This window comes from Bacillota bacterium (genome assembly GCA_013178125.1).
Lineage (GTDB): Bacteria > Bacillota > SHA-98 > Ch115 > JABLXJ01 > JABLXL01.
The window spans coordinates 21,077-39,897 of record JABLXJ010000003.1; the positions used below are offsets into that span (position 1 = coordinate 21,077).

The 18,821-nt window shown below is 54.2% G+C and carries 19 protein-coding genes; 15 read left to right on the top strand and 4 right to left on the bottom strand.

Annotated features, from left to right (window positions below; genetic code table 11):
• Positions 1-38: 38 nt before the first annotated feature.
• Both HPY71_04080 and HPY71_04085 read left to right on the top strand, forming a co-directional pair.
• Complete coding sequence (locus tag HPY71_04080) at positions 39-1,778, top strand: cobyric acid synthase (GenBank protein NPV52684.1); 1,740 nt, start codon at positions 39-41, stop codon at positions 1,776-1,778.
• A gap of 8 nt (positions 1,779-1,786) precedes the next feature.
• A complete protein-coding gene (locus tag HPY71_04085) occupies positions 1,787-3,343 on the top strand; it encodes a cobyric acid synthase (GenBank protein NPV52685.1) in 1,557 nt (518 codons plus the stop codon).
• A gap of 124 nt (positions 3,344-3,467) precedes the next feature.
• Here the strand turns inward: HPY71_04085 and HPY71_04090 are convergent, their stop codons facing one another.
• The 4 genes from HPY71_04090 to HPY71_04105 form a co-directional block, all read right to left on the bottom strand.
• A complete protein-coding gene (locus HPY71_04090; protein ID NPV52686.1) occupies positions 3,468-3,818 on the bottom strand; it encodes an aspartate 1-decarboxylase in 351 nt (116 codons plus the stop codon).
• On the bottom strand, positions 3,809-4,690 hold the full coding sequence (locus tag HPY71_04095) for a pantoate--beta-alanine ligase (protein NPV52687.1): 882 nt from the start codon (positions 4,688-4,690) through the stop codon (positions 3,809-3,811). The genes HPY71_04090 and HPY71_04095 overlap by 10 nt, the downstream gene beginning before the upstream one ends.
• 91 nt (positions 4,691-4,781) lie before the next feature.
• Positions 4,782-5,672 (bottom strand): 3-methyl-2-oxobutanoate hydroxymethyltransferase, encoded by an 891-nt coding sequence (gene panB, locus HPY71_04100; protein ID NPV52688.1) that lies wholly within the window; start codon positions 5,670-5,672, stop codon positions 4,782-4,784.
• Positions 5,669-6,571: a DUF2520 domain-containing protein gene (locus HPY71_04105; protein NPV52689.1), complete on the bottom strand. Its 903-nt coding sequence runs from the start codon at positions 6,569-6,571 to the stop codon at positions 5,669-5,671. Before HPY71_04105 ends, panB begins: the two co-directional genes overlap by 4 nt.
• Before the next feature lie 472 nt (positions 6,572-7,043).
• On the opposite strand from HPY71_04105, the gene nadA reads away from it, so the two are divergent.
• The 13 genes from nadA (at position 7,044) to HPY71_04170 (ending at position 18,691) form a co-directional block, all read left to right on the top strand.
• Complete coding sequence (nadA, locus tag HPY71_04110) at positions 7,044-7,934, top strand: quinolinate synthase NadA (protein ID NPV52690.1); 891 nt, start codon at positions 7,044-7,046, stop codon at positions 7,932-7,934.
• Positions 7,935-8,005: 71 nt separating this feature from the next.
• Positions 8,006-9,769, top strand: a complete 1,764-nt coding sequence (nadB, locus tag HPY71_04115; protein ID NPV52691.1) for an L-aspartate oxidase — start codon at positions 8,006-8,008, stop codon at positions 9,767-9,769.
• 46 nt (positions 9,770-9,815) lie between these two features.
• The gene (gene nadC / locus HPY71_04120) at positions 9,816-10,682 is read left to right on the top strand and encodes a carboxylating nicotinate-nucleotide diphosphorylase (protein NPV52692.1); all 867 of its coding nucleotides are present in this window, start codon (positions 9,816-9,818) and stop codon (positions 10,680-10,682) included.
• Positions 10,657-12,063, top strand: coding sequence for an aminodeoxychorismate synthase, component I (gene pabB / locus HPY71_04125; protein NPV52693.1), 1,407 nt, complete (start codon positions 10,657-10,659; stop codon positions 12,061-12,063). The genes nadC and pabB overlap by 26 nt, the downstream gene beginning before the upstream one ends.
• On the top strand, positions 12,051-12,953 hold the full coding sequence (locus HPY71_04130) for a hypothetical protein (protein ID NPV52694.1): 903 nt from the start codon (positions 12,051-12,053) through the stop codon (positions 12,951-12,953). Before pabB ends, HPY71_04130 begins: the two co-directional genes overlap by 13 nt.
• 447 nt (positions 12,954-13,400) lie before the next feature.
• Positions 13,401-13,640, top strand: a complete 240-nt coding sequence (locus tag HPY71_04135; protein ID NPV52695.1) for a hypothetical protein — start codon at positions 13,401-13,403, stop codon at positions 13,638-13,640.
• A 9-nt stretch (positions 13,641-13,649) separates the two neighbouring features.
• Positions 13,650-14,291 (top strand): nucleotidyl transferase AbiEii/AbiGii toxin family protein, encoded by a 642-nt coding sequence (locus HPY71_04140; protein NPV52696.1) that lies wholly within the window; start codon positions 13,650-13,652, stop codon positions 14,289-14,291.
• Positions 14,292-14,535: 244 nt separating this feature from the next.
• Positions 14,536-15,369 carry an Mrp/NBP35 family ATP-binding protein gene (locus tag HPY71_04145; GenBank protein NPV52697.1) on the top strand — a complete coding sequence of 278 codons (834 nt, stop codon included), beginning with the start codon at positions 14,536-14,538 and terminating at the stop codon, positions 15,367-15,369.
• A 59-nt stretch (positions 15,370-15,428) separates the two neighbouring features.
• The gene (locus HPY71_04150) at positions 15,429-15,884 is read left to right on the top strand and encodes a DUF5320 domain-containing protein (GenBank protein NPV52698.1); all 456 of its coding nucleotides are present in this window, start codon (positions 15,429-15,431) and stop codon (positions 15,882-15,884) included.
• 150 nt (positions 15,885-16,034) lie between these two features.
• Positions 16,035-16,406, top strand: coding sequence for a dinitrogenase iron-molybdenum cofactor biosynthesis protein (locus HPY71_04155; protein NPV52699.1), 372 nt, complete (start codon positions 16,035-16,037; stop codon positions 16,404-16,406).
• Positions 16,407-16,474: 68 nt separating this feature from the next.
• Positions 16,475-16,849 carry a dinitrogenase iron-molybdenum cofactor gene (locus HPY71_04160; protein ID NPV52700.1) on the top strand — a complete coding sequence of 125 codons (375 nt, stop codon included), beginning with the start codon at positions 16,475-16,477 and terminating at the stop codon, positions 16,847-16,849.
• Positions 16,850-16,901: 52 nt separating this feature from the next.
• On the top strand, positions 16,902-17,774 hold the full coding sequence (locus HPY71_04165) for a P-loop NTPase (protein NPV52701.1): 873 nt from the start codon (positions 16,902-16,904) through the stop codon (positions 17,772-17,774).
• 5 nt (positions 17,775-17,779) lie between these two features.
• Complete coding sequence (locus tag HPY71_04170) at positions 17,780-18,691, top strand: 4Fe-4S binding protein (protein NPV52702.1); 912 nt, start codon at positions 17,780-17,782, stop codon at positions 18,689-18,691.
• Positions 18,692-18,821: the final 130 nt, after the last annotated feature.

The following is an 18,821-nucleotide window of genomic DNA, read 5'->3' on the forward strand; positions in this document are numbered from 1 at the left end:
CAATTCATTCGGTGGATGTGAAGGGGGGGGTAGCGAAAATGCCGGCAAAAGCCCTCATGATCCAGGGGGTTGCATCAAACGTAGGCAAGAGCGTGCTGGCAACCGCCCTTTGCAGGATATTCGCCCAGGATGGTTATCGTGTGGCGCCCTTCAAGGCATGGAATATGGCCTTGAATTCCTATGTTACGAGGGACGGGTTGGAGATAGGCCGCGCCCAGGGCGTCCAGGCGGAGGCGGCCGGGGTCGAGGCCACGGCCGACATGAACCCTTTTTTGTTGAAACCCAAGGGGAATATGACCTCTCAAGTCATAATGCGGGGAAGGCCCTGGGCCGATGTAGACGCAGGAGAGGGGCGGCGCGATTTCGTAAATGTAGCCCTGCCCGTCATTGAGGAATCGCTGGGGAGATTGAGGACCCAGTTTGATATCATCGTGATCGAGGGCGCCGGGAGCCCAGCCGAGATCAACCTGCGGGATCGCGATGTCGCCAATATGAGGGTTGCGAAGATGGCGAACGCCCCCGTTTTGCTGGTTGCTGATATCGACAGGGGCGGCGCCCTTGCGGCCATCGTGGGGACGCTCACGCTCCTGCCGGAGGATGAGCGGGGTCTCGTAGCCGGGAGCGTATTGAATAAATTCCGCGGCGATTTTGAGATATTGCGTCCAGGCATTGAGATCCTGGAGCGGCGAACGGGCAAGCCCGTTGTGGGTGTCGTGCCATATATCGACGAGTCCCTCATCGACGAGGAGGATTCCGTTTCGATTGAGCGGCCAGCAAGTCTCGAGGCCATGGCGGCGGCCGCTGGAGGGGCGGCAGTGGCTCCGGGCGCGGGTCCAGCGGCTGCAGTGGCTGCGGCGGCTGCAGCGGCGGGTATCGAGATTGCCGTGATACGACTCCCCCACATCTCCAATTTTACGGATTTTGACGCCCTCGCCAGGGAGCCCGGGGTGCGAGTGAGATATATAAGACCAGGGGAGTCCCTGGAAGGCATCGCGAGCGGGGGTGGCTTTGGCCCAGATGCCATCATCATCCCCGGGACAAAGAACACCATCAGCGACCTGCGCTACCTCCGGGAGGCTGGCTATGCGGCGGAGATAATCGAGAGAGTGAGGCGGGGGGCCCAAGTTATGGGCATTTGCGGCGGGTATCAAATGCTGGGGCGCGTGCTCCGCGATCCCTATCATACCGAGGCAGGCACGGCCGGGACTGGCGGCGGCAATGGTGGCGGTAATGGCTGCGGTGACGATGGCGGTGCCCCGGACGAGGTTCCAGGCCTCGGGCTCCTTCCCACGGAGACGACATTCTACCCTGGTAAACGGACCATCCGCGTCAGAGGACGGGTTATCGCTCGCGCGGGTTGGCTTGGCGAGCTCGCCGGCCAGGAGATCTCCGGCTATGAGATACACATGGGAAGGACGACCCTGCTGGGAGATGCGGTCCCTGTGTTCCAGGTGCAAGATGAGGTCCCGACCTTGACCACGACCGCTAGTAACGGTGACCGTGTCAACGATAGCTCCGATGCTGGTTTCGAGGGGGCGGTGAGCCCGGACGGGCTCGTGATGGGGACATACCTGCATGGAGTCTTCGACAATGATGGTTTTCGCCGGGCGTTTATAAATCACTTGCGCCGCAAGAAAGGCCTGAGCCCCTTATCTATGATGGAGGGGACAAGCAGCAGGGCTCTGCGCGAGTTGAATTTTGATAAGCTTGCGGCCCTGGTGCGCAGGGGCCTCAATATGGACGCGATATACGGGCTGATCGGTGTGAGGAAGGGATGAATCGAGGCATGGGGCTGGCGAAGACGGTAATGGTCCAGGGGGTTGCCTCTGATGTGGGCAAGAGCGTCCTGGTGGCTGCGTTGTGTCGCATCCTGGCTCAGGATGGCTATAGGGTGGCGCCGTTCAAGGCCCAGAACATGGCCCTCAATTCCTTTGTAACGGCGGGCGGCGGGGAGATCGGCCGCGCTCAGGCGGTCCAGGCCGAGGCGGCGCGGGTAGACCCGACGGTTGACATGAACCCCATCTTGCTCAAGCCCGTCGAGGACACCGTGGCCCAGGTCATCGTTCACGGCAGGGCCATCGGTAACATGACGGCGCAAGAGTACATGCGTTTCAAGAAGCACGTTGGTTGGAAGGCGATCACCGAGTCCCTGCGGCGGCTGCGCGAGGAATACAACATCGTAGTTATCGAAGGGGCTGGGAGCCCCGCTGAGGTTAATCTGCGGGATAACGATATCGTCAACATGCCCGTTGCTGTGGAGGCAGGCGCTCCGGTGATCCTTGTGGGCGATATCGATCGGGGCGGGGTGTTCGCCTACCTTGTTGGAACGCTGGAGCTGCTCGAACCCTGGGAGAGGGGGCGAATAAAAGGCATTATCATTAACAAGTTTCGAGGCCAGAAGGAACTTTTAAAGCCCGGGCTTGATATGTTGACCGGGCTGGTTGGTATCCCAGTATTGGGTGTGGTGCCGTATTTTATGGATTTCAGGGTGCCTGAGGAGGACAGCCTCTGCGCAAGGTCTGAGGGCGTTACGTGGTCCAAAGGCGTTAAAGGTGAAGGTATAGAGATAGCCGTCATCTATTTGCCTCATATTTCCAATTTCACTGATTTTGATCTTCTCGAGACTGAGCCTGAGACAGAGGTCCATTATATTCGAAGGGGCGAGAGCCTCGGCCGGCCAGACGCGGTTATAATACCTGGAACCAAGAACACCATAGATGACCTCGCATACCTCCGCGAAACGGGGCGCGCGGGCGAGATCGTGGCCCTGTCAAAGGCGGGGGTGCCCGTGGTTGGGATATGCGGCGGCTACCAGATGCTCGGTCGCGAGCTGCGAGATCCCCTGGGCCTCGAGTCGAGGCGGGATAGTATTGAGGGGTTAGATCTGCTCGATGTGGTAACTGAGTTGCAGCCCGACAAGATGACCCACCAGGCGGAGGCGCTGATCGAAGTGGATCATGGACCCTTCGCGGGGCTGGCCGGGAGGAAGGTTAAGGGCTACGAGATCCATATGGGCATTTCGCGTCCCGGTCCCAAGGCGCGGCCGCTTTTACGGATCGTTTCCCGCTCAGGGAGGGATGTCTCGGTCTCGGACGGGGCTATCAGGGGGGACGGCCTCGTTTTTGGCACCTACCTGCATGGCATTTTCGATAACGATTCGTTCCGGCGTCGCTTCATCAACTGGCTCAGGGAACGAAAGGGCCTTCAACCTCTCCTCGGCCCCATCGATTCCTCGGAGAGCGAGCACGAAAGAGCCTACGAGAGGCTGGCCTTGACCGTGCGGGAAAGCATCGAGATGGAGCTTTTCTATCGTATCCTTGATTCGCACACAGGCAGGTGCTAAACTCTATTTCCCCCATAAGCCTCTCAACCATAGCCACAAATAAGCCTGACCAGACTCCAGTTAATAAAGCGTGGAGTCTTCGATTCTGAGAAGACCTTGTGGCAAAGATAGATCAAAAGATAGATCATGGGATATAGCGGTTATCATCATGCAAAATTATGATTGCGGGCTTAAGGTTCTTTGCCTCCTCCTGATCCACCAGGCCGTAGGCGAGAATGATAACCTTGTCGCCTGGCAGGGCGAGCCTCGCAGCGGCGCCATTTAGCCCGATGACCCCCGTGCCCCTCGCGCCTGGTATAGCGTACGTCTCGAACCGCGCCCCGGTATTCAAGTTGAATACCTCGACCTTTTCGTTCGGGAGGATATTGGCAAGATCGAGGAGCTCCTCGTCTATGGTTATGCTACCAACATAATTAAGGTCGGTCTCCGTGACCGTGGCGCGATGTATTTTGGATTTAAGCATGGTTACAAGCATTTCCGGACACCTCGATCTTCGGATGCCTCGATGATGATATTGTCAATAAGCCTGGTTTTCCCTATTTTTACGGCAATCGCGAGGAGAACCTCACCCTGACCCGCGAGATTATCGAGTGGCTCCAGGTCGGAAAAGCGACAGGCTTCCACATAATCAATGCGGGCGATGGGGCAAGATTCAAGCATACGCTTTACAGTTTCTACAATGTTTGCAGCGCTGCGTTCACCGGAATCGATAGCCTGCCTCGCAGCCTCAAGGCTTTGCGGGATGATCCGGGCGGCCTCCCTTTCGGCAGGGGAGAGGTAAACGTTGCGCGAGCTCATGGCCAGCCCGTCAGGCTCCCTCACTGTTGGGACGGGAACGATCCTCACGGCGAGATTCAAGTCCTCCGTCATCCGTTGCATTATCCGGAGCTGCTGCGCGTCCTTTTGCCCAAAATAGGCGCGATCGGGCTGGACAATATTGAATAGCTTTAAGACCACCGTGGCCACACCCCTGAAATGACCCGGCCTGAAGCGGCCACAGAGCTTATCGCTGAGCCCTTTGACCTCGACGTAGGTGGAATAGTCCTTAGGGTAGATTTCCTCGACTTCTGGCGCGAAAACGGCATCAACCCCCACGCTTTGAGCGAGTTCAAGATCTCGTTTAAGGTCCCTCGGGTATTGGGCAAAATCCTCTTGAGGGCCAAATTGCGTGGGATTCACGAAAATGCTCACGACCACGGTGTCATTCTCACTGCGCGCGGTTCGCATGAGGGTGAGATGGCCCTCGTGAAAGTAGCCCATTGTGGGGACAAAGCCAACCGTTTTGCCTCCGTTCCGCGCATTACGCACGAAATCACGAATCTCCTTTATCGTCTTGCATGTAACCATCAGCTAGCTCCCCCTTCTTAATCCTTTTCATCTTTTCCCCTTCTATCTGGCTGGCCGCTTTTCATGAATTTCGGACTGAGGATCATGAAATTCATACTTCTCTATATCTTTCTCTATCTTTCTCTACATCCGCGCCAGCCATGATTTCCCTTACAATACCGAGGGTCTCAGGAGGTATCGTAAACGAATGTTCCCGCCCAGGAAACTTGCCCGCCCTGACCTCGTGGACAAAGGCTCCGATGGCATCGGTTATGATTTGGTGTAGCTCTGCGTAACATTTGACAAACTTGGGCGTCCCCTTCTCGGAAACCCCTAAAAGATCGTGGATTACCAGGATTTGGCCGTCGCACGCCGCGCCTGCTCCGATACCGATCGTGGGGATGGTGAGGGACTGGGTGATGATCTCCGCAAGCTCCCTGGGTACGCACTCAAGAACGATAGCGAACGCCCCAGCCTTCTCTATAGCCTTTGCGTCGTGGACCAGCCTTGTTGCGGTCTCAAGGTCCTTGCCCTGCACCTTGTACCCGCCGAGTTGATTCACGGATTGAGGTGTGAGGCCGATATGTCCCATGACGGGAATGCCGGCCCTGACTATCGCTTTTACCGTGGGAGCGAAATTCGCCCCTCCTTCAAGCTTGACTGCTTGCGCTCCCGCCTCCTTTAAGAACCTGCCCGCAGAGCGCACGGCCTCCTCAACGGAAACCTGATATGACATGAATGGCATGTCAGCGACAACGAGCGCCCGTGCGGTCCCTCTTGCTACAGCCCTCACATGGTGGATCATTTCGTCCATCGTAACGGGGAGGGTGGAATCATATCCCAGAACCACATTGCCCACGGAGTCTCCGACCAGGATCCCGTCAACGCCGTTGGCGTCGACAAGCCTCGCCGTCGGGTAATCATAGGCTGTGAGCATTGTAATGGTCTCGTGACGTATCTTCATCTCCTGAAAGGTTTTAACCGTCACGCGTTCCTGAGTCATAGCCGGAACCTCCTCTCATGTAGGTCCATTCTTTCAAGCGCCTCCCTTAACTCCTGCGCCTGGTCTCGCGTAATGGCCCCCTTTTCCTCGGCGAGCCTCACCGTGTAAAGGCCGAGAACGGAATAGAGTGCAACATTTTCCTTGCCCACCTTCGAAAGCGCCTCAAGATGGCCTTTTACAACCTCGGAATCGCCTCTGGCTATGGGCCCTGTAAGCGCCTGGGTCGGGCCCACCTGCCGAATATTTTTGACAGTTCCCTCTATAAGAGGCCAAAGCGCCTGAAGGGCGTCCCGTTCCGAAAGCCCAAGCCCGCGATAAATGCTTACGCTAAAATGAATGAGCGAGACCAGGTAATTTGATGCGACCACGGCCGCCGCGTGATAGAGGGGCTTTGCCGATGTGGAAATCACAAAGGGTTTTGTATCCATATCCATCGCAAGGGCCTTTGCAACCTGGATAGCCTCCTCGTCGCCCTCGATGGCCATGAGCGATCCGGGCAGGGCAACCAGGGCAGCCTCAACGTCTGCGAAGGATTGAAGCGGATGCATTGAAGCCACGTGGGCCCCGAATTCCCTGGCAACGCTAAGTGCCTCGGAGGGAAGAAAGCCGCTTGCGTGAATGACCACCTGCCCCCTGCGAAATCCTTTGTTGCTGGCGACCTCCCGCGCGACCTTTGCGATTTCCCGGTCCGGTGTAGTTACAAACACCACCTCAGCGGAAGATGCGCAGGTAGTCGCGTCATCGGTTACAATCGAGTCGACTCTCGCCGCGAGCGACGCCGCGTGAGACCTGGTTTTGCTTGTCACTGCCGAAATCTCATATCCCTTCTGGCGCAGGAGTATCCCAAACGTGGACCCCACCTTTCCGGCGCCGATCAAGGCGATCCGCGGCTTATGCATCTGGCAGTGCATCCCTATTCACCTCCGAAACCCCTTCGCAAAAAGTGACACCCCCGGGGATAGTCCGGAGGTGCCACAAAAATTCTCTCCTCACGTCAAGCCCTATCCCCGTCCCGGTCCTGCGCGGATCCAGGCGGGTTCATGCGAAAACAGGCTTTTGGCTGGCGTCAGTCGTTGCCATTGACACTTATATTTTAACATCTAAATAGAAGTAGCACAAGGGGAACGAATCCGGAAGGCCAGATATTTTCATCTTGATGCCCAGGGGGTTTAATCATTTCAGGTAGGGAGTCAATGGGGAGGCGTGGATCAAGGTGAGATCAAGGCGAGATTAGGGCGCCCTGGCGCTCTGAATCTCCTTGACAGTCGGTGTCAAGTCAGGTATCATGTCAGTAAGAAAATGGTTTAAGGGGGCGGGGCAGGATTGCCTTGCAACGTAGAGATATCGCACGAAGCGGAGACGGCGAGCTTCATGGAGAGGGTGCACCGCTTAAAGAAGGAAAGGAATGCCATCATTCTCGCGCACAATTATCAAATTGGGGAGGTCCAGGATGTAGCGGATTTTGTGGGTGATTCCCTCAAATTGAGCCAGATAGCCGCAAAAACGGATGCTAAAGTTATCATCCTCTGTGGAGTCCGTTTCATGGCGGAGAGCGCCGCGATCTTGGCTCCTGATAAAGTGGTAATATTGCCTTCCATAGATGCTGGATGCCCAATGGCAGACATGGTCACTCGCGAATCGTTACTGGAAAGGAAAAAGGATCTGCCGGGTGTGCCCGTTGTTTGTTATGTGAATTCTTCGGCAGAGGTTAAGGCGGAAAGCGACATATGCTGCACCTCATCGAATGCCGTGCGAATCGTGAAATCGCTCTCCGAAGATACCGTGTTATTTGTGCCTGATAAAAATCTGGGTAGTTGGGTGGCAAAACAGGTTGATAAAAAGGTGATCCTGTGGGAAGGTTATTGTTTGACCCACCAGCGAGTGACTCCGGAGGAGGTGCGTAAGGCCAAAGCAGCCCATCCTGATGCGGTTGTGATGGTACACCCTGAGTGCCGACCAGAGGTTGTGGACCTTGCCGACGTTGTGTGCAGCACGGAGCAGATGGCTCGCTATGCTCGTGAGTCACCCGTTCATAAATTTCTGGTTGGGACGGAAATGGGACTTATTTACAAACTCCAAAAGGATAATCCCGAGAAGCAGTTTTATCTTCTCTCGCAGGGCCTCATCTGTCCAAATATGAAGCGGACCAGCCTGCGCCATGTCCTGGATGCCCTTATGACTCTCGAGCCCAGGATAACCGTGTCTGATGAAATCCGAATCAGGGCAAAGAGGGCCCTCGACAGGATGCTCGCTGTGGGTTAGACATGTGTGCGAGCCGGGTATGCGTGTGCGAGTCGGGTATGACAGGGATATTGCAGACAGAGATATTGCAAATGAACTATAGATATCTGGTGAATTTCCGAGCGACAGAGCTTGATCACACTGAAACAGACATTATAGTCGTCGGAAGCGGCATCGCTGGGTTATTTACTGCCATAACCCTGGCTACGAGTGGCTATAGAGTTATTCTCCTCACAAAGGGCAGGGGTGTCGATAGCAATACCTATCATGCTCAGGGAGGTATAGCAGCGGCCCTGGGCGATTTTGATTCTCCTGAACTCCATTTTCAGGACACGATATCCGCAGGTGCCGGCCTGTGTGATCCTGAGGCGGTCAGGGTCATGGTTGAGGAAGGGCCAGAGATGATCCGAGAGCTCATAGCTTTAGGCGTGAAATTTGATCAAAACGAGGAGGGGCTGGCTCTAACCCGGGAGGGTGCCCATTCCCGCAGGCGGATCGTTCATGCAGATGGTGATGCGACAGGGCGGGAAATCATTGAGGCGCTTGAATGTCAGGTAAGGCGCCTGGGGAACATAAGCTGGATTGAAGATACTTTCGCAATTGACGTCCTGACTATAGAAGGCCGCGCCTGTGGTGTGCTCGCCCTGCAACTTGGCGAGAAGCTGATTATCTATTGTGGCCGCGCGATCATCCTGGCTACAGGAGGATTGGGGAGGCTGTTTGAGCATACGACCAATCCCGAGGTGGCAACGGGGGATGGCATGGCAATGGCCCTTCGTGCGGGTGCCGACCTCATCGACATGGAGTTCATTCAATTCCATCCAACCGTCCTCGATCTTCAAGGGGCGCCGAGATTTCTCATATCGGAAGCCGTCCGCGGGGAGGGTGCGATTTTGCTTGATAGCCACGGGAAGCGGTTTGCACATCGCTACCATCCCCTGGGGGAATTAGCTCCGCGGGATGTGGTTGTGCGAGCCATGGTAACGGAGATGCGGAAGACGGGAGGGCTTAAGCCTTTCCTGGACATGAGACCCCTGGGCGAACACTTGATAAAAGAGCGCTTTCCGCATATTTACCGCACCTGCCTCGAGTACGGCCTGGATATTACACGGGAACCTGTTCCGGTTTCTCCCGCCGCACACTATTGCATGGGCGGCATACATACTGATCTCTGGGGACGCACCCGCGTGCCCGGCCTTTTCGTCTGTGGAGAGGTTGCCTGCACTGGAGCTCACGGGGCAAACAGATTGGCGAGCAATTCCCTCCTAGAGGGTGTTGTGTTCGGAAAGCGTGCGGCGCTAAAAGCCGCCGAGTATGTTGAGAAAACCTCTTCGCTTAAGCTTTCTGCTGACACCTCCGCCCTCGTAAGTTTCGTAAATCGCATTTATTACTCATCATATAATTCATCGTCCCGTGACCCACTGCAGAGAGCTGACCTCTTGGCCGAAGTTATGGACGACCTTCGGAATCTCCGTGATGATGCTTGTAATGAGGTGATTAGTTCAATCCTCGACCCGTTCGAAGGGCGCGAGCCGGATGTAGAATTCTTTGCTGACCTGCTGAGGCGAGCTATGACGCGTGGAGCCGGGACAGTGCGTTCCGGAGAGGAGCTATCGGCTCTTCAAAGATTTCTTAAGGCGCTGGCACCATTACATCATCTCGAGTTCAGGGATATACCCGGGTTAGAGCTCCGGAACATGCTGACATTGGCTGATATTATCGTCAGATCGGCCCTTACCAGGACAGAAAGCCGAGGCGCCCATTTTAGAGAGGACTTCCCCCTGCCTGATGACGAGAAGTGGTTGAAACATCTAAAATGGAATATTGAAGATACCATAATTAAAATAGGTCAATAAAAATAGAAAAATGTAAGTTCGAGCGGGCGAAAAGGTGGTGTCATATTTGCATCTTGAGCGGTTTCTGATTGAGCCCATCGTGCGGCGGGCGCTGGAGGAAGACCTGGGATATGGGGATATCACGACCAATAGCATTATTGATGAAGATGCCTGGGCCGAGGGATTTTTCATTTCACGCGAAAAAACGGTCGTTGCAGGTCAGGCAGTTGTAAATTTAACCTATGCGTTACTGAACGACGAAATTCAGATAACCTGGCTTGAGCGAGAAGGCGAATGGATCGAGGCCGGCACTCGCATAGGGGAGATTCGAGGCCCTGTGAGGCCAATCCTTTCCGGGGAGCGGGTTGCATTGAATTTTCTCCAGATAATGTCGGGAATCGCGACTGCCACAGCCAGGCTCGTGAAGGAGATTGAGGGGACAGGAGCGAAAGTTACCGATACCCGCAAGACAACGCCGGGGTTGCGTCTGCTTGAGAAATATGCAGTATCAATCGGAGGGGGATATAATCATCGCTTCAATCTGAGCGATGCTGTTTTGATAAAAGATAATCATATCGTTGCTGCAGGTAGCGTAGGGGCGGCAGTGGCCAGGGTGCGCCGAAAACTCGGACATACCGTAAAGATAGAGGTTGAAGCCGAAAACGCAGATGAGGTTGAGGAAGCTCTGGCCTCAGGCGTGGATATAATCATGCTGGATAACATGGAACCTCACCAAATCAAGGAGATGGTGAAACTCATCGGCGGCCGCGCTCTGGTGGAAGCCAGCGGCGGGATGAGCGAGACAAATATCCGGCAGGTGGCCGAGGCAGGGGTGGATTTCATTTCCGTTGGAGCAATTACCCATTCGGCGCCCGGGATCGATATAAGCCTTGAGGTGACAGGCCTTTATGAGAGCATCCACTTTGCTATTTGAAGAAATTCAGGATGCTCCGCCTCCGTGGGAGTTATTCGAGTTGTGGGCTGATCTCCCAGGCAGTGTCCTCTTAGATAGCGGCATGGGCCACGAGAGGCTTGGTCGATATTCCTTTTTGACATGTGACCCTTTTCTCGTCCTCCGGAGTAAGAATAGGGGAATAGAGGTGGAGGAAGGGGGCAAAGTGCAGAGGTTTGAGGGCAATCCCTTTGTAGAATTGCGGCGCCTCCTGAACTACTACCGGATTCCTCAAAGACCCCCTGGCCTTCCCCCATTTCTCGGAGGAGTAATCGGCTACTTCGGGTACGACCTATGTCACCACATAGAAAGGCTTCCAAGAACGGCTACGGATGACCTTTGCGTCCCCGATTGCTGGTTGGGATTTTATGATAATGTTCTCATCTACGACTGGCTTGAGCATCGTGCCTATTTTGCGGCCACGACATTGTGTTGCGGCGAGCGGCCCAAGGAAAGCTTGGAAAGATTGAAAAGCATGAGACAGCATATTGCACGGTCGCAACGGAAGGAAACGCGGCAGAGGGAATATATAGCATCCAACTTTACCCGGGAGGAATACCTGCGTGCTGTGGAGCGTGCGCAGGAATATATACGTGCTGGCGATATCTTTCAGGTAAATCTATCCCAGCGCCTTACTGCCAAGATCGCTGGATCACCCTGGGACCTCTACCGGCAGTTGCGACAGATCAATCCCGCACCCTTCGGCGCATACTTGAACTGCAGAGATGTGGTCATTGCGAGCGCTTCGCCTGAGCGATTCCTGAAGGTAAGGGACCGTAAGGTCGAGACGCGGCCAATTAAGGGGACCAGGCCGCGAGGGCGGACTCAAAAGGAGGATCGGGCGTTGCGTGCTGAGCTCATGTATAGCCCCAAAGACCGCGCAGAGCTGGTCATGATCGTTGATCTTGAGCGAAATGATTTAGGAAGGGTATGTGAATATGGTTCCGTCAAAGTCCCTGAACTTATCGTGTTGGAAGAGTACCCCACCGTCTTTCACCTGGTATCCACCGTCGAGGGAACGCTTCGCAAAGAGTGCGACATAGTAGACCTTCTGTTGGCCGCGTTTCCCGGCGGGTCAATTACCGGCGCCCCAAAGATAAGAGCCATGGAGATCATAGACGAGTTGGAGCCAACGCAACGCGGCCCCTACACCGGATCCATCGGCTATATTGACTTTGCAGGCGACGCCGACCTGAATATCGTGATTCGCACCTTTATCATGAAAGGCGATCAGGTTCATTTTCAGGTTGGGGGTGGTATCGTGGCTGATTCAGTGCCCGAGCTCGAATATGAGGAGACCCTCCACAAGGCCAGGGCATTAATCAAAGCAGTTAGGAAAGAGGCTTCTTCATGGAACAGATAGTCTATCTAAATAAAGAGTTCTTCCCGGCGACGCAGGCGAGCATTTCAGCGTTTGACCATGGTTTTCTTTACGGAGACGGACTTTTCGAAACCATGCGTGCCTACGGCGGGCACATTTTTCTCTTGGACAGGCATCTCGGGCGTCTGGAGCGCTCCGCGAAATGGTTGGGAATCCCCTTGCCCCCGCTTGACGAGCTGACAGGCGCTCTTTGCCGGTTGCTTGCCGTAAACGGCCTCAAGGATGCATCCATACGTCTTACCGTGTCGCGAGGCCCGGGGCCGGGGCGGCCGGAGCTTGAACTTTGCGGCCCTCCCACTGTGCTGGCAGCGGTGCGTCCGTATGCGTATGGAGGCGAAGAGGCCGAGAAATCCCTCTCGAGAAGGAGGTTAATTGTCTCTTGCATTCGTAGGAATGACCTGTCACCGCTTGCTGGAATCAAATCCTTAAACTACATGGATAGCCTTCTTGCGAGAGAGGAAGCTCACCGAACCGGTGCTGATGATGCTATCCTTTTAAACACCCGGGGCGAAATCGCGGAAACTTCGACAGCTAATATATTTTTTGTGCAGGACCAGCTCATTTTAACCCCGCCGATTGAAAGCGGCTGTCTCCCTGGGATTACAAGACAGGTAGTTCTGGAGATCGCGCAAGCCATGGGTTTTCGTGCTTTGGAAAAGGTGATGATGCCGCAGGATCTTTTGTGTTCAGACGAGATTTTCGTCACCAACTCACTCATTGAGGTGGCTCCTGTCCAGGAGGTTAATGGGCAAAGAGTGCATGACAAGATCCCGGGTCCCATCACTCGTGCTTTGGCTCAAGCCTACCGCGAAATGGTGGGGACTTTCTGTGGGATCGCGAGGGAAGATCCCTTAAAACTTACTCGAGAGTAGCCCTGCCGACATCAAGAGACCTATTAATGTATAAATCTTGATAGTCATGGCATTCGCAGGGACCAACTCCATCGGCGCGTCGTAGTGGCGATTTAAGTGATTATGATGGAAATAGAGTTTAGAGTTTAGCCCTCGAGGCCGCATCGGGGGAGGGGGAGGAGTGGCCCTCCTTTTAGTGAATCGTGTGGGCCCGCTTGCAGGTCTATGAAAGCGATTCGAACGCCCAAAAGTTGGTACCTCTGTTGATTATTGTCGGCCGCACACTCGTGACTTTAGTCGTTAGTAGGAGGCCGACAAAGTTCTATCCAAACCTTGCCACCTGCAAATACAGATGTTATAATATTTGTAGGGGTGGAAGCCACGTTAGCAAGGAAAGCACGTGGATACGTATAGTGTACAATTAAGTCGGCGGTTAGATTGGCGGCGGTTTACAGTGGAGTGAGCTAAATGATAAAGACTCTCTATGGAATTGAAGTTGATCCGAGTCTCATTTGGGATTACCGATTCGGCAGCGACGAACTAATGAAGGAAGACGTTTTCGTATGGTATTTATCCAGGGTGCTGAACGAAGGCACCTACGAGCATGTAAAGAAGATACCTAAGGAGATAGTGAGGCGTTACCTTCCTCTATTGAGGCTTCGACCAAAGGTAAAGCATTTTTGGGAATGGTACTTAGCCTCGAACTGATAATACGCAATGAATGTTCTTTCGGCACGGCAGGAGATTCTTTTACATGCTATTGGGGGGAGCGAGCTGGGAGGGGATTTCTTTCTCACCGGCGGGACTGCTCTCTCTGCGTTTTATTTGCAGCACAGGGTATCTGAGGATCTCGATTTCTTCACTGAGAATCCTGCAGCGGTTACCGGTGCTCTTCCGATTTTGTTGAAACTAGCTCAAGACCTTAATGGCGAAGTCCAGGTCAAGCGCAGCTTTCGAACATATCTCGAACTTCTTTTCAAGCTTGAGGGAGAGCTGATCCGATGTGACTTTGCACAAGATTCACCCTACCGACTTTCCGATAGGGTATTCAATTACAATTATGGGATTTATGTTGATAATGCACTTGACATTGCCTGTAATAAATTGTCGGCTCTTTATGACAGGGCAGAGCCCAAGGATTTTGTTGATGTCTACTTTATAGATAAAGAGCTATTCCCCCTGGCTTCTATCCTCGAGAGTGCCCGCAAGAAACACGTAGGTATCGATGATTACTGGCTTTCTGTCGCCTTTCTTGAAGTAAATAAAGTGACATTTCTGCCGAAACTGTTAAAGCCTGTTAACATTTCTGAGCTTCGTACATTTTTTGAACGAGAGGCTCGAAAACTTATGTCAAAATAGAAATATGAAGGCTATTTTTTTACCAAAGTTATTGACATATGCTCAGAAAAGGGGTTATACTATTAATGAACATATGACCGTTATTGATTGATCGTTATTAATGCGACACAGGTAACAGGCGCAGCAGATAGTGGCAGCGGCAGCGGTGGTGGTAGCAGCAGTAATAGAGATCCAGATAGAGATAACGGTAGGCAGATGGTATTTAGTAAGCAGTAAGTCAATCGGGCGACAGGGAGGCAAAACCATGGGCGAAAAAGGCTACAAGGATCATAATCCAGGCATCGAAAAGCTCTCCCCAAACGAGCTTAATAGCATAAATCATGTTATAGCGGTGATGAGCGGCAAGGGTGGGGTAGGTAAATCGTCGGTGACAGCGCTTCTGGCTGTAAATCTGGCCAGGGAAGGCTATAAGGTCGGCGTGCTCGATGCCGATGTTACAGGGCCGAGCATACCGAAGATGTTCGGGGTGCATGCCAGGGCGGAGGCTTTCGAGTTTGGAATGCTTCCCGCGAAGACCAGGCTCGGGATAGAGATCATGTCGCTGAATCTCCTCTTGGATCACGAAGATGACCCCGTCGTCTGGCGAGGACCCCTCATCGCAGGAACGGTTAAACAGTTTTGGACCGATGTCGTCTGGGGCGATCTCGATTACCTGATCGTTGATTTGCCACCGGGGACGGGAGATGCCCCGCTCACCGTTATGCAGTCCCTGCCGCTTGATGGCCTCGTGATCGTGTCTTCGCCACAAGATCTTGCGGTTATGGTTGTCAAAAAGGCCATAAAAATGGCTTCGTTAATGAAAATACCTATCCTGGGGCTCCTCGAAAATATGAGTTACACAATATGTCCCAGGTGCGGCGAAAAGCTCGAGCTTTTCGGACCGAGCAAGGGCGAAGAAGCGGCTCAGGCTGCGGGGGTGCCCTTTCTTGGCGTTTTGCCGCTTGACCCAAAGCTCGCTGAACTATGCGACAATGGGCGAATCGAGGATTATCATAATGAGAATCGTGACAATTCAGTAATGTCTCAAGTGGCCCGTAGACTCGTTTATGAACTCAAGTTGCCGAGCCAGGTGCGCTAAGCGAAGGCGCACGCTAAGCGAAGGCACAAAATATTCATCAATGAAAGGAGGTATGGACTATGCCACGCGGTGACGGTACCGGCCCTGTGGGCCTCGGGCCGATGACGGGAAGGGCTGCCGGATATTGTGCAGGCTTTCCTGTGCCTGGGTTTATGAATCCGGTCGGGCTTTGGGGCGCCGCTTATGGCCGGGGCCCCGGCTTTGGCCGAGGGCTTGGTTTCGGCCGGGGACGAGGCTGGCGGCGGATGTACTATGCGACGGGCCTCCCAGGCTGGGCGCGTTTTGGCTACACCGGCTGGGGAGCGCCTGCTCCGGTTTATCCGGCTTACTATGGCGCCCCCTTTCCAGGCGCGCCTTACGCAGCACCAGCAACCCAGCAGCCCGCTGCTTCCGAGCAGGAAATGGCGCTTCTAAAAGAACAGGCGGAGTTCCTCAGGGAGGGGCTCAAGGGGATTGAAGAGCGCCTGAAAGAGCTTAGCGGCTCCGAACAGGGCAAGGACGAGAACGAAGAGTAAAGCACATCCTATAACTGTAGCATATTCCGCCCCACGCGTAAGGGACTAAAGGCGGGGGAAACTGGGGGTCTCAATTTCCGGTTTCCCCCGTCCCCTCCCATTCTATAGTTGAGTTGAGATAGGGGTAAATGATAAAGGAGGCAATGGGCCATGAAGCTGGCCATCACAGCCCAGGGTGAGAATCTCGATGCAGCGATGGACCCACGTTTTGGAAGATGCCGGTTTTTCATCTTTATTGACATGGATACAGGGGCCTTCGAGGCAAAGGAAAACGAAGGCCTCTTGGCTTCAGGAGGCGCTGGCCCACAAAGCGCCCAATTTTTGGCGGACAACGGTGCTGACGCGGTGATTACGGGGAACATAGGGCCAAATGCCATGAGGGCGCTTCAAAGCGTGGAGATCAAGGTATATGTCATGAGCTCAGGGACCGTGCGCGAAGCCCTGGAAGCCTACGAGAAGGGGGAGCTTCAAATGCTCTCTGATGCCTCGGTAGGCTCGCATTTTGGGATGGGCAGGCGTTGAGAGGACGAAGGGAAAGAAGAAGACCCTGCTGCAGGAGTCTATAAGATTACAGGCGGGAGGTTTTAATCGTGAAGCTCGCTATAGCAACAGATGGGGCCATGGTGGCAGCGCATTTCGGCCGCTGCCCTGAGTATACCATTGTAACATTGATCGAGGGTAAGATGGACAACAAACTGGTAATCCCAAACCCGGGGCACGAGCCGGGCTTCCTCCCAGGCTACCTTGCAAAGCTGGGGGTCTCATGCATTATCGCGGGCGGCATGGGACCAAGGGCCCAGGGGCTTTTCGAGGAAAGGGGGATACAAACCATAACAGGCGTTTCGGGGATGGTAGAGGACGTAATCGAATCGTATTGTGCCGGAAACCTCAGGGGTGGGGAGAGCCTTTGCGACCATGATCAGAACGGCGATCATACTCATGTCCGCCATGGTCATAACCGCTGAGATCATGGGGACTGCCAGCACAACCAACATGGTAAGTAGGAGCTAGATCCATATGATTGTAGCAATAGCCAGCGGAAAGGGCGGCACTGGCAAAACCACGATCGCAACCAACATGGCTTTGACCCTTGAGGAGGCCATGCCCACCCAGATTCTAGATTGCGACGTTGAGGAGCCTAATGCCCATCTTTTCCTGAACCCAGCGGTCGCAAATATTGAGCTGGTAACGCTCCCAGTGCCGGTTGTAGACGAGACTAGGTGCGATGTCTGCGGCAGATGCAGCGCGGTCTGTGCCTTTCATGCCATCCTCGTGATGGGTGGCCGGGTCTTGGCTTTTCCTGAGCTATGCCACGGTTGCGGAGGATGTAGTCTGTTTTGCCCAACGGGAGCCATATCCGAGAAGCCAATTGATATAGGCGTTGTGGAGAGCGGCTGGGCGGGAGGGGACGGAAGGATCAACTTTGTTCATGGCAAGTTGAAGGTCGGTAGGGCTCTGGCCCCGCCTGTGATCAGGGCAGTGAAACGCAAGGCCCACAGCAAAGAGGCCTATGCGATTATCATCGATGCGCCGCCCGGGACCTCCTGCCCTGTGGTGGCCTCGATGGTGGGGAGCGATTTTTGCCTGCTAGTCACCGAACCCACGCCTTTTGGCCTGAACGATCTGGTCCTGGCGGTTGAGATGGTTAAAGCGCTGAAGATTCCCTTCGGGGTGCTAATCAACCGCTCCGGCCTCGGCGATGAAGAGCTCAAGGCCTACTGCGAACAGAATCAGATTCCAATATTATTGGAGATCCCGTTTGACCGGAGGTATGCTGCCTGTTATGCGAGAGGAGGCCGTCTCGTAGAGGAATTCCCCGAGTTAAAAGAGGCGTTGAGGGGGCTCTGGCAAAAGATCGAGAAGAAGGTGGGGGTCGAGAGCAAATTATGAGCAAGATAAGGGAGTTATTGGTTATCAGCGGCAAGGGAGGCACTGGCAAGACCTCTCTCGTAGGGGCGTTTGCAGCTCTGGCCGAAAATAAGGTATTGGCAGACTGCGATGTCGATGCCGCCGATCTCCACCTGCTTTTAAAACCCACAGTACGCGAGACTCATGAATTCTATGGCTCGAAGAAGGCCGTGATAAACCAGGGGGAATGCGCCAGGTGCGGCAGGTGCGTTCAGGCCTGCCGTTTTGCAGCCGTTATTGAACATTCCATTGCTCAACCTATTGCACGATGCACCATTGGTCATACAAACAACGATAAATCGTACGAGGTCAATCCGATTTACTGCGAGGGGTGCAGCGTCTGTTATCATGTTTGCCCTCAAGGGGCGATAACGATGGAGGATCGCCTCTCGGGCCACTGGTTTATCTCGGACACCCGTTACGGCCCTCTGGTCCATGCCAGGCTTGGGATCGCCGAGGAGAATTCGGGCAAGCTCGTGATGGAGGTCCGTAAAGCAGCCAGGACTATGGCCGAAATGAATGGAGCGAAATATATAATCACTGATGGCCCGCCGGGGATAGGTTGTCCTGTTATATCTTCCATGTCCGGAGCGGATTTGGCCCTGGTCGTCACTGAGCCTACAGTCTCAGGAAAACACGATATGGAGAGGATCCTGGAGCTCGCGAGATATTTCAACGTAAAAGGCGTCGTTTGTATCAATAAGTATGATCTTGATGAGAAGAAAAGTGAAGAGATTGAGCAATGCCGCGATGAGGGGATAGAGGTCGTGGGCAGGATACCATTTGATGAAGAGGTGGTCCACGCCTTGATGAAGGGTGTCCCTATGGTTGATCATGCGAAATACGCCTCGAAGGCGGTGACGCAAATCTGGGAGAGATTAGTTGAGATAATTGGTTGAGATGTCTTCATTGGGCTTGGCCGGTTCTGACCGCTTGCTACCGGATCCGACTGGATCTTGACCAGGTTGGCTGGGGAAATCGGCTAGATTTTGATCGGGTAGGCCAGGGGAACCGGTCTGATTTTGACCC

What these genes read in the sequence shown, in the direction of transcription:
- HPY71_04135 (NPV52695.1), top strand. Translation starts at nt 13,401, where the DNA reads ATGATAAAGACTCTCTATGGAATTGAAGTTGATCCGAGTCTCATTTGG.
- nadA (NPV52690.1), top strand. Translation starts at nt 7,044, where the DNA reads ATGGAGAGGGTGCACCGCTTAAAGAAGGAAAGGAATGCCATCATTCTC.
- HPY71_04105 (NPV52689.1), bottom strand. Translation starts at nt 6,571, where the DNA reads ATGCATAAGCCGCGGATCGCCTTGATCGGCGCCGGAAAGGTGGGGTCC.
- HPY71_04145 (NPV52697.1), top strand. Translation starts at nt 14,536, where the DNA reads ATGGGCGAAAAAGGCTACAAGGATCATAATCCAGGCATCGAAAAGCTC.
- pabB (NPV52693.1), top strand. Translation starts at nt 10,657, where the DNA reads ATGAGAGCATCCACTTTGCTATTTGAAGAAATTCAGGATGCTCCGCCT.
- panB (NPV52688.1), bottom strand. Translation starts at nt 5,672, where the DNA reads ATGACTCAGGAACGCGTGACGGTTAAAACCTTTCAGGAGATGAAGATA.
- HPY71_04080 (NPV52684.1), top strand. Translation starts at nt 39, where the DNA reads ATGCCGGCAAAAGCCCTCATGATCCAGGGGGTTGCATCAAACGTAGGC.
- HPY71_04130 (NPV52694.1), top strand. Translation starts at nt 12,051, where the DNA reads ATGGAACAGATAGTCTATCTAAATAAAGAGTTCTTCCCGGCGACGCAG.
- HPY71_04150 (NPV52698.1), top strand. Translation starts at nt 15,429, where the DNA reads ATGCCACGCGGTGACGGTACCGGCCCTGTGGGCCTCGGGCCGATGACG.
- HPY71_04095 (NPV52687.1), bottom strand. Translation starts at nt 4,690, where the DNA reads ATGGTTACATGCAAGACGATAAAGGAGATTCGTGATTTCGTGCGTAAT.
- HPY71_04090 (NPV52686.1), bottom strand. Translation starts at nt 3,818, where the DNA reads ATGCTTGTAACCATGCTTAAATCCAAAATACATCGCGCCACGGTCACG.
- HPY71_04155 (NPV52699.1), top strand. Translation starts at nt 16,035, where the DNA reads ATGAAGCTGGCCATCACAGCCCAGGGTGAGAATCTCGATGCAGCGATG.
- HPY71_04140 (NPV52696.1), top strand. Translation starts at nt 13,650, where the DNA reads ATGAATGTTCTTTCGGCACGGCAGGAGATTCTTTTACATGCTATTGGG.
- HPY71_04085 (NPV52685.1), top strand. Translation starts at nt 1,787, where the DNA reads ATGGGGCTGGCGAAGACGGTAATGGTCCAGGGGGTTGCCTCTGATGTG.
- nadB (NPV52691.1), top strand. Translation starts at nt 8,006, where the DNA reads ATGAACTATAGATATCTGGTGAATTTCCGAGCGACAGAGCTTGATCAC.
- HPY71_04165 (NPV52701.1), top strand. Translation starts at nt 16,902, where the DNA reads ATGATTGTAGCAATAGCCAGCGGAAAGGGCGGCACTGGCAAAACCACG.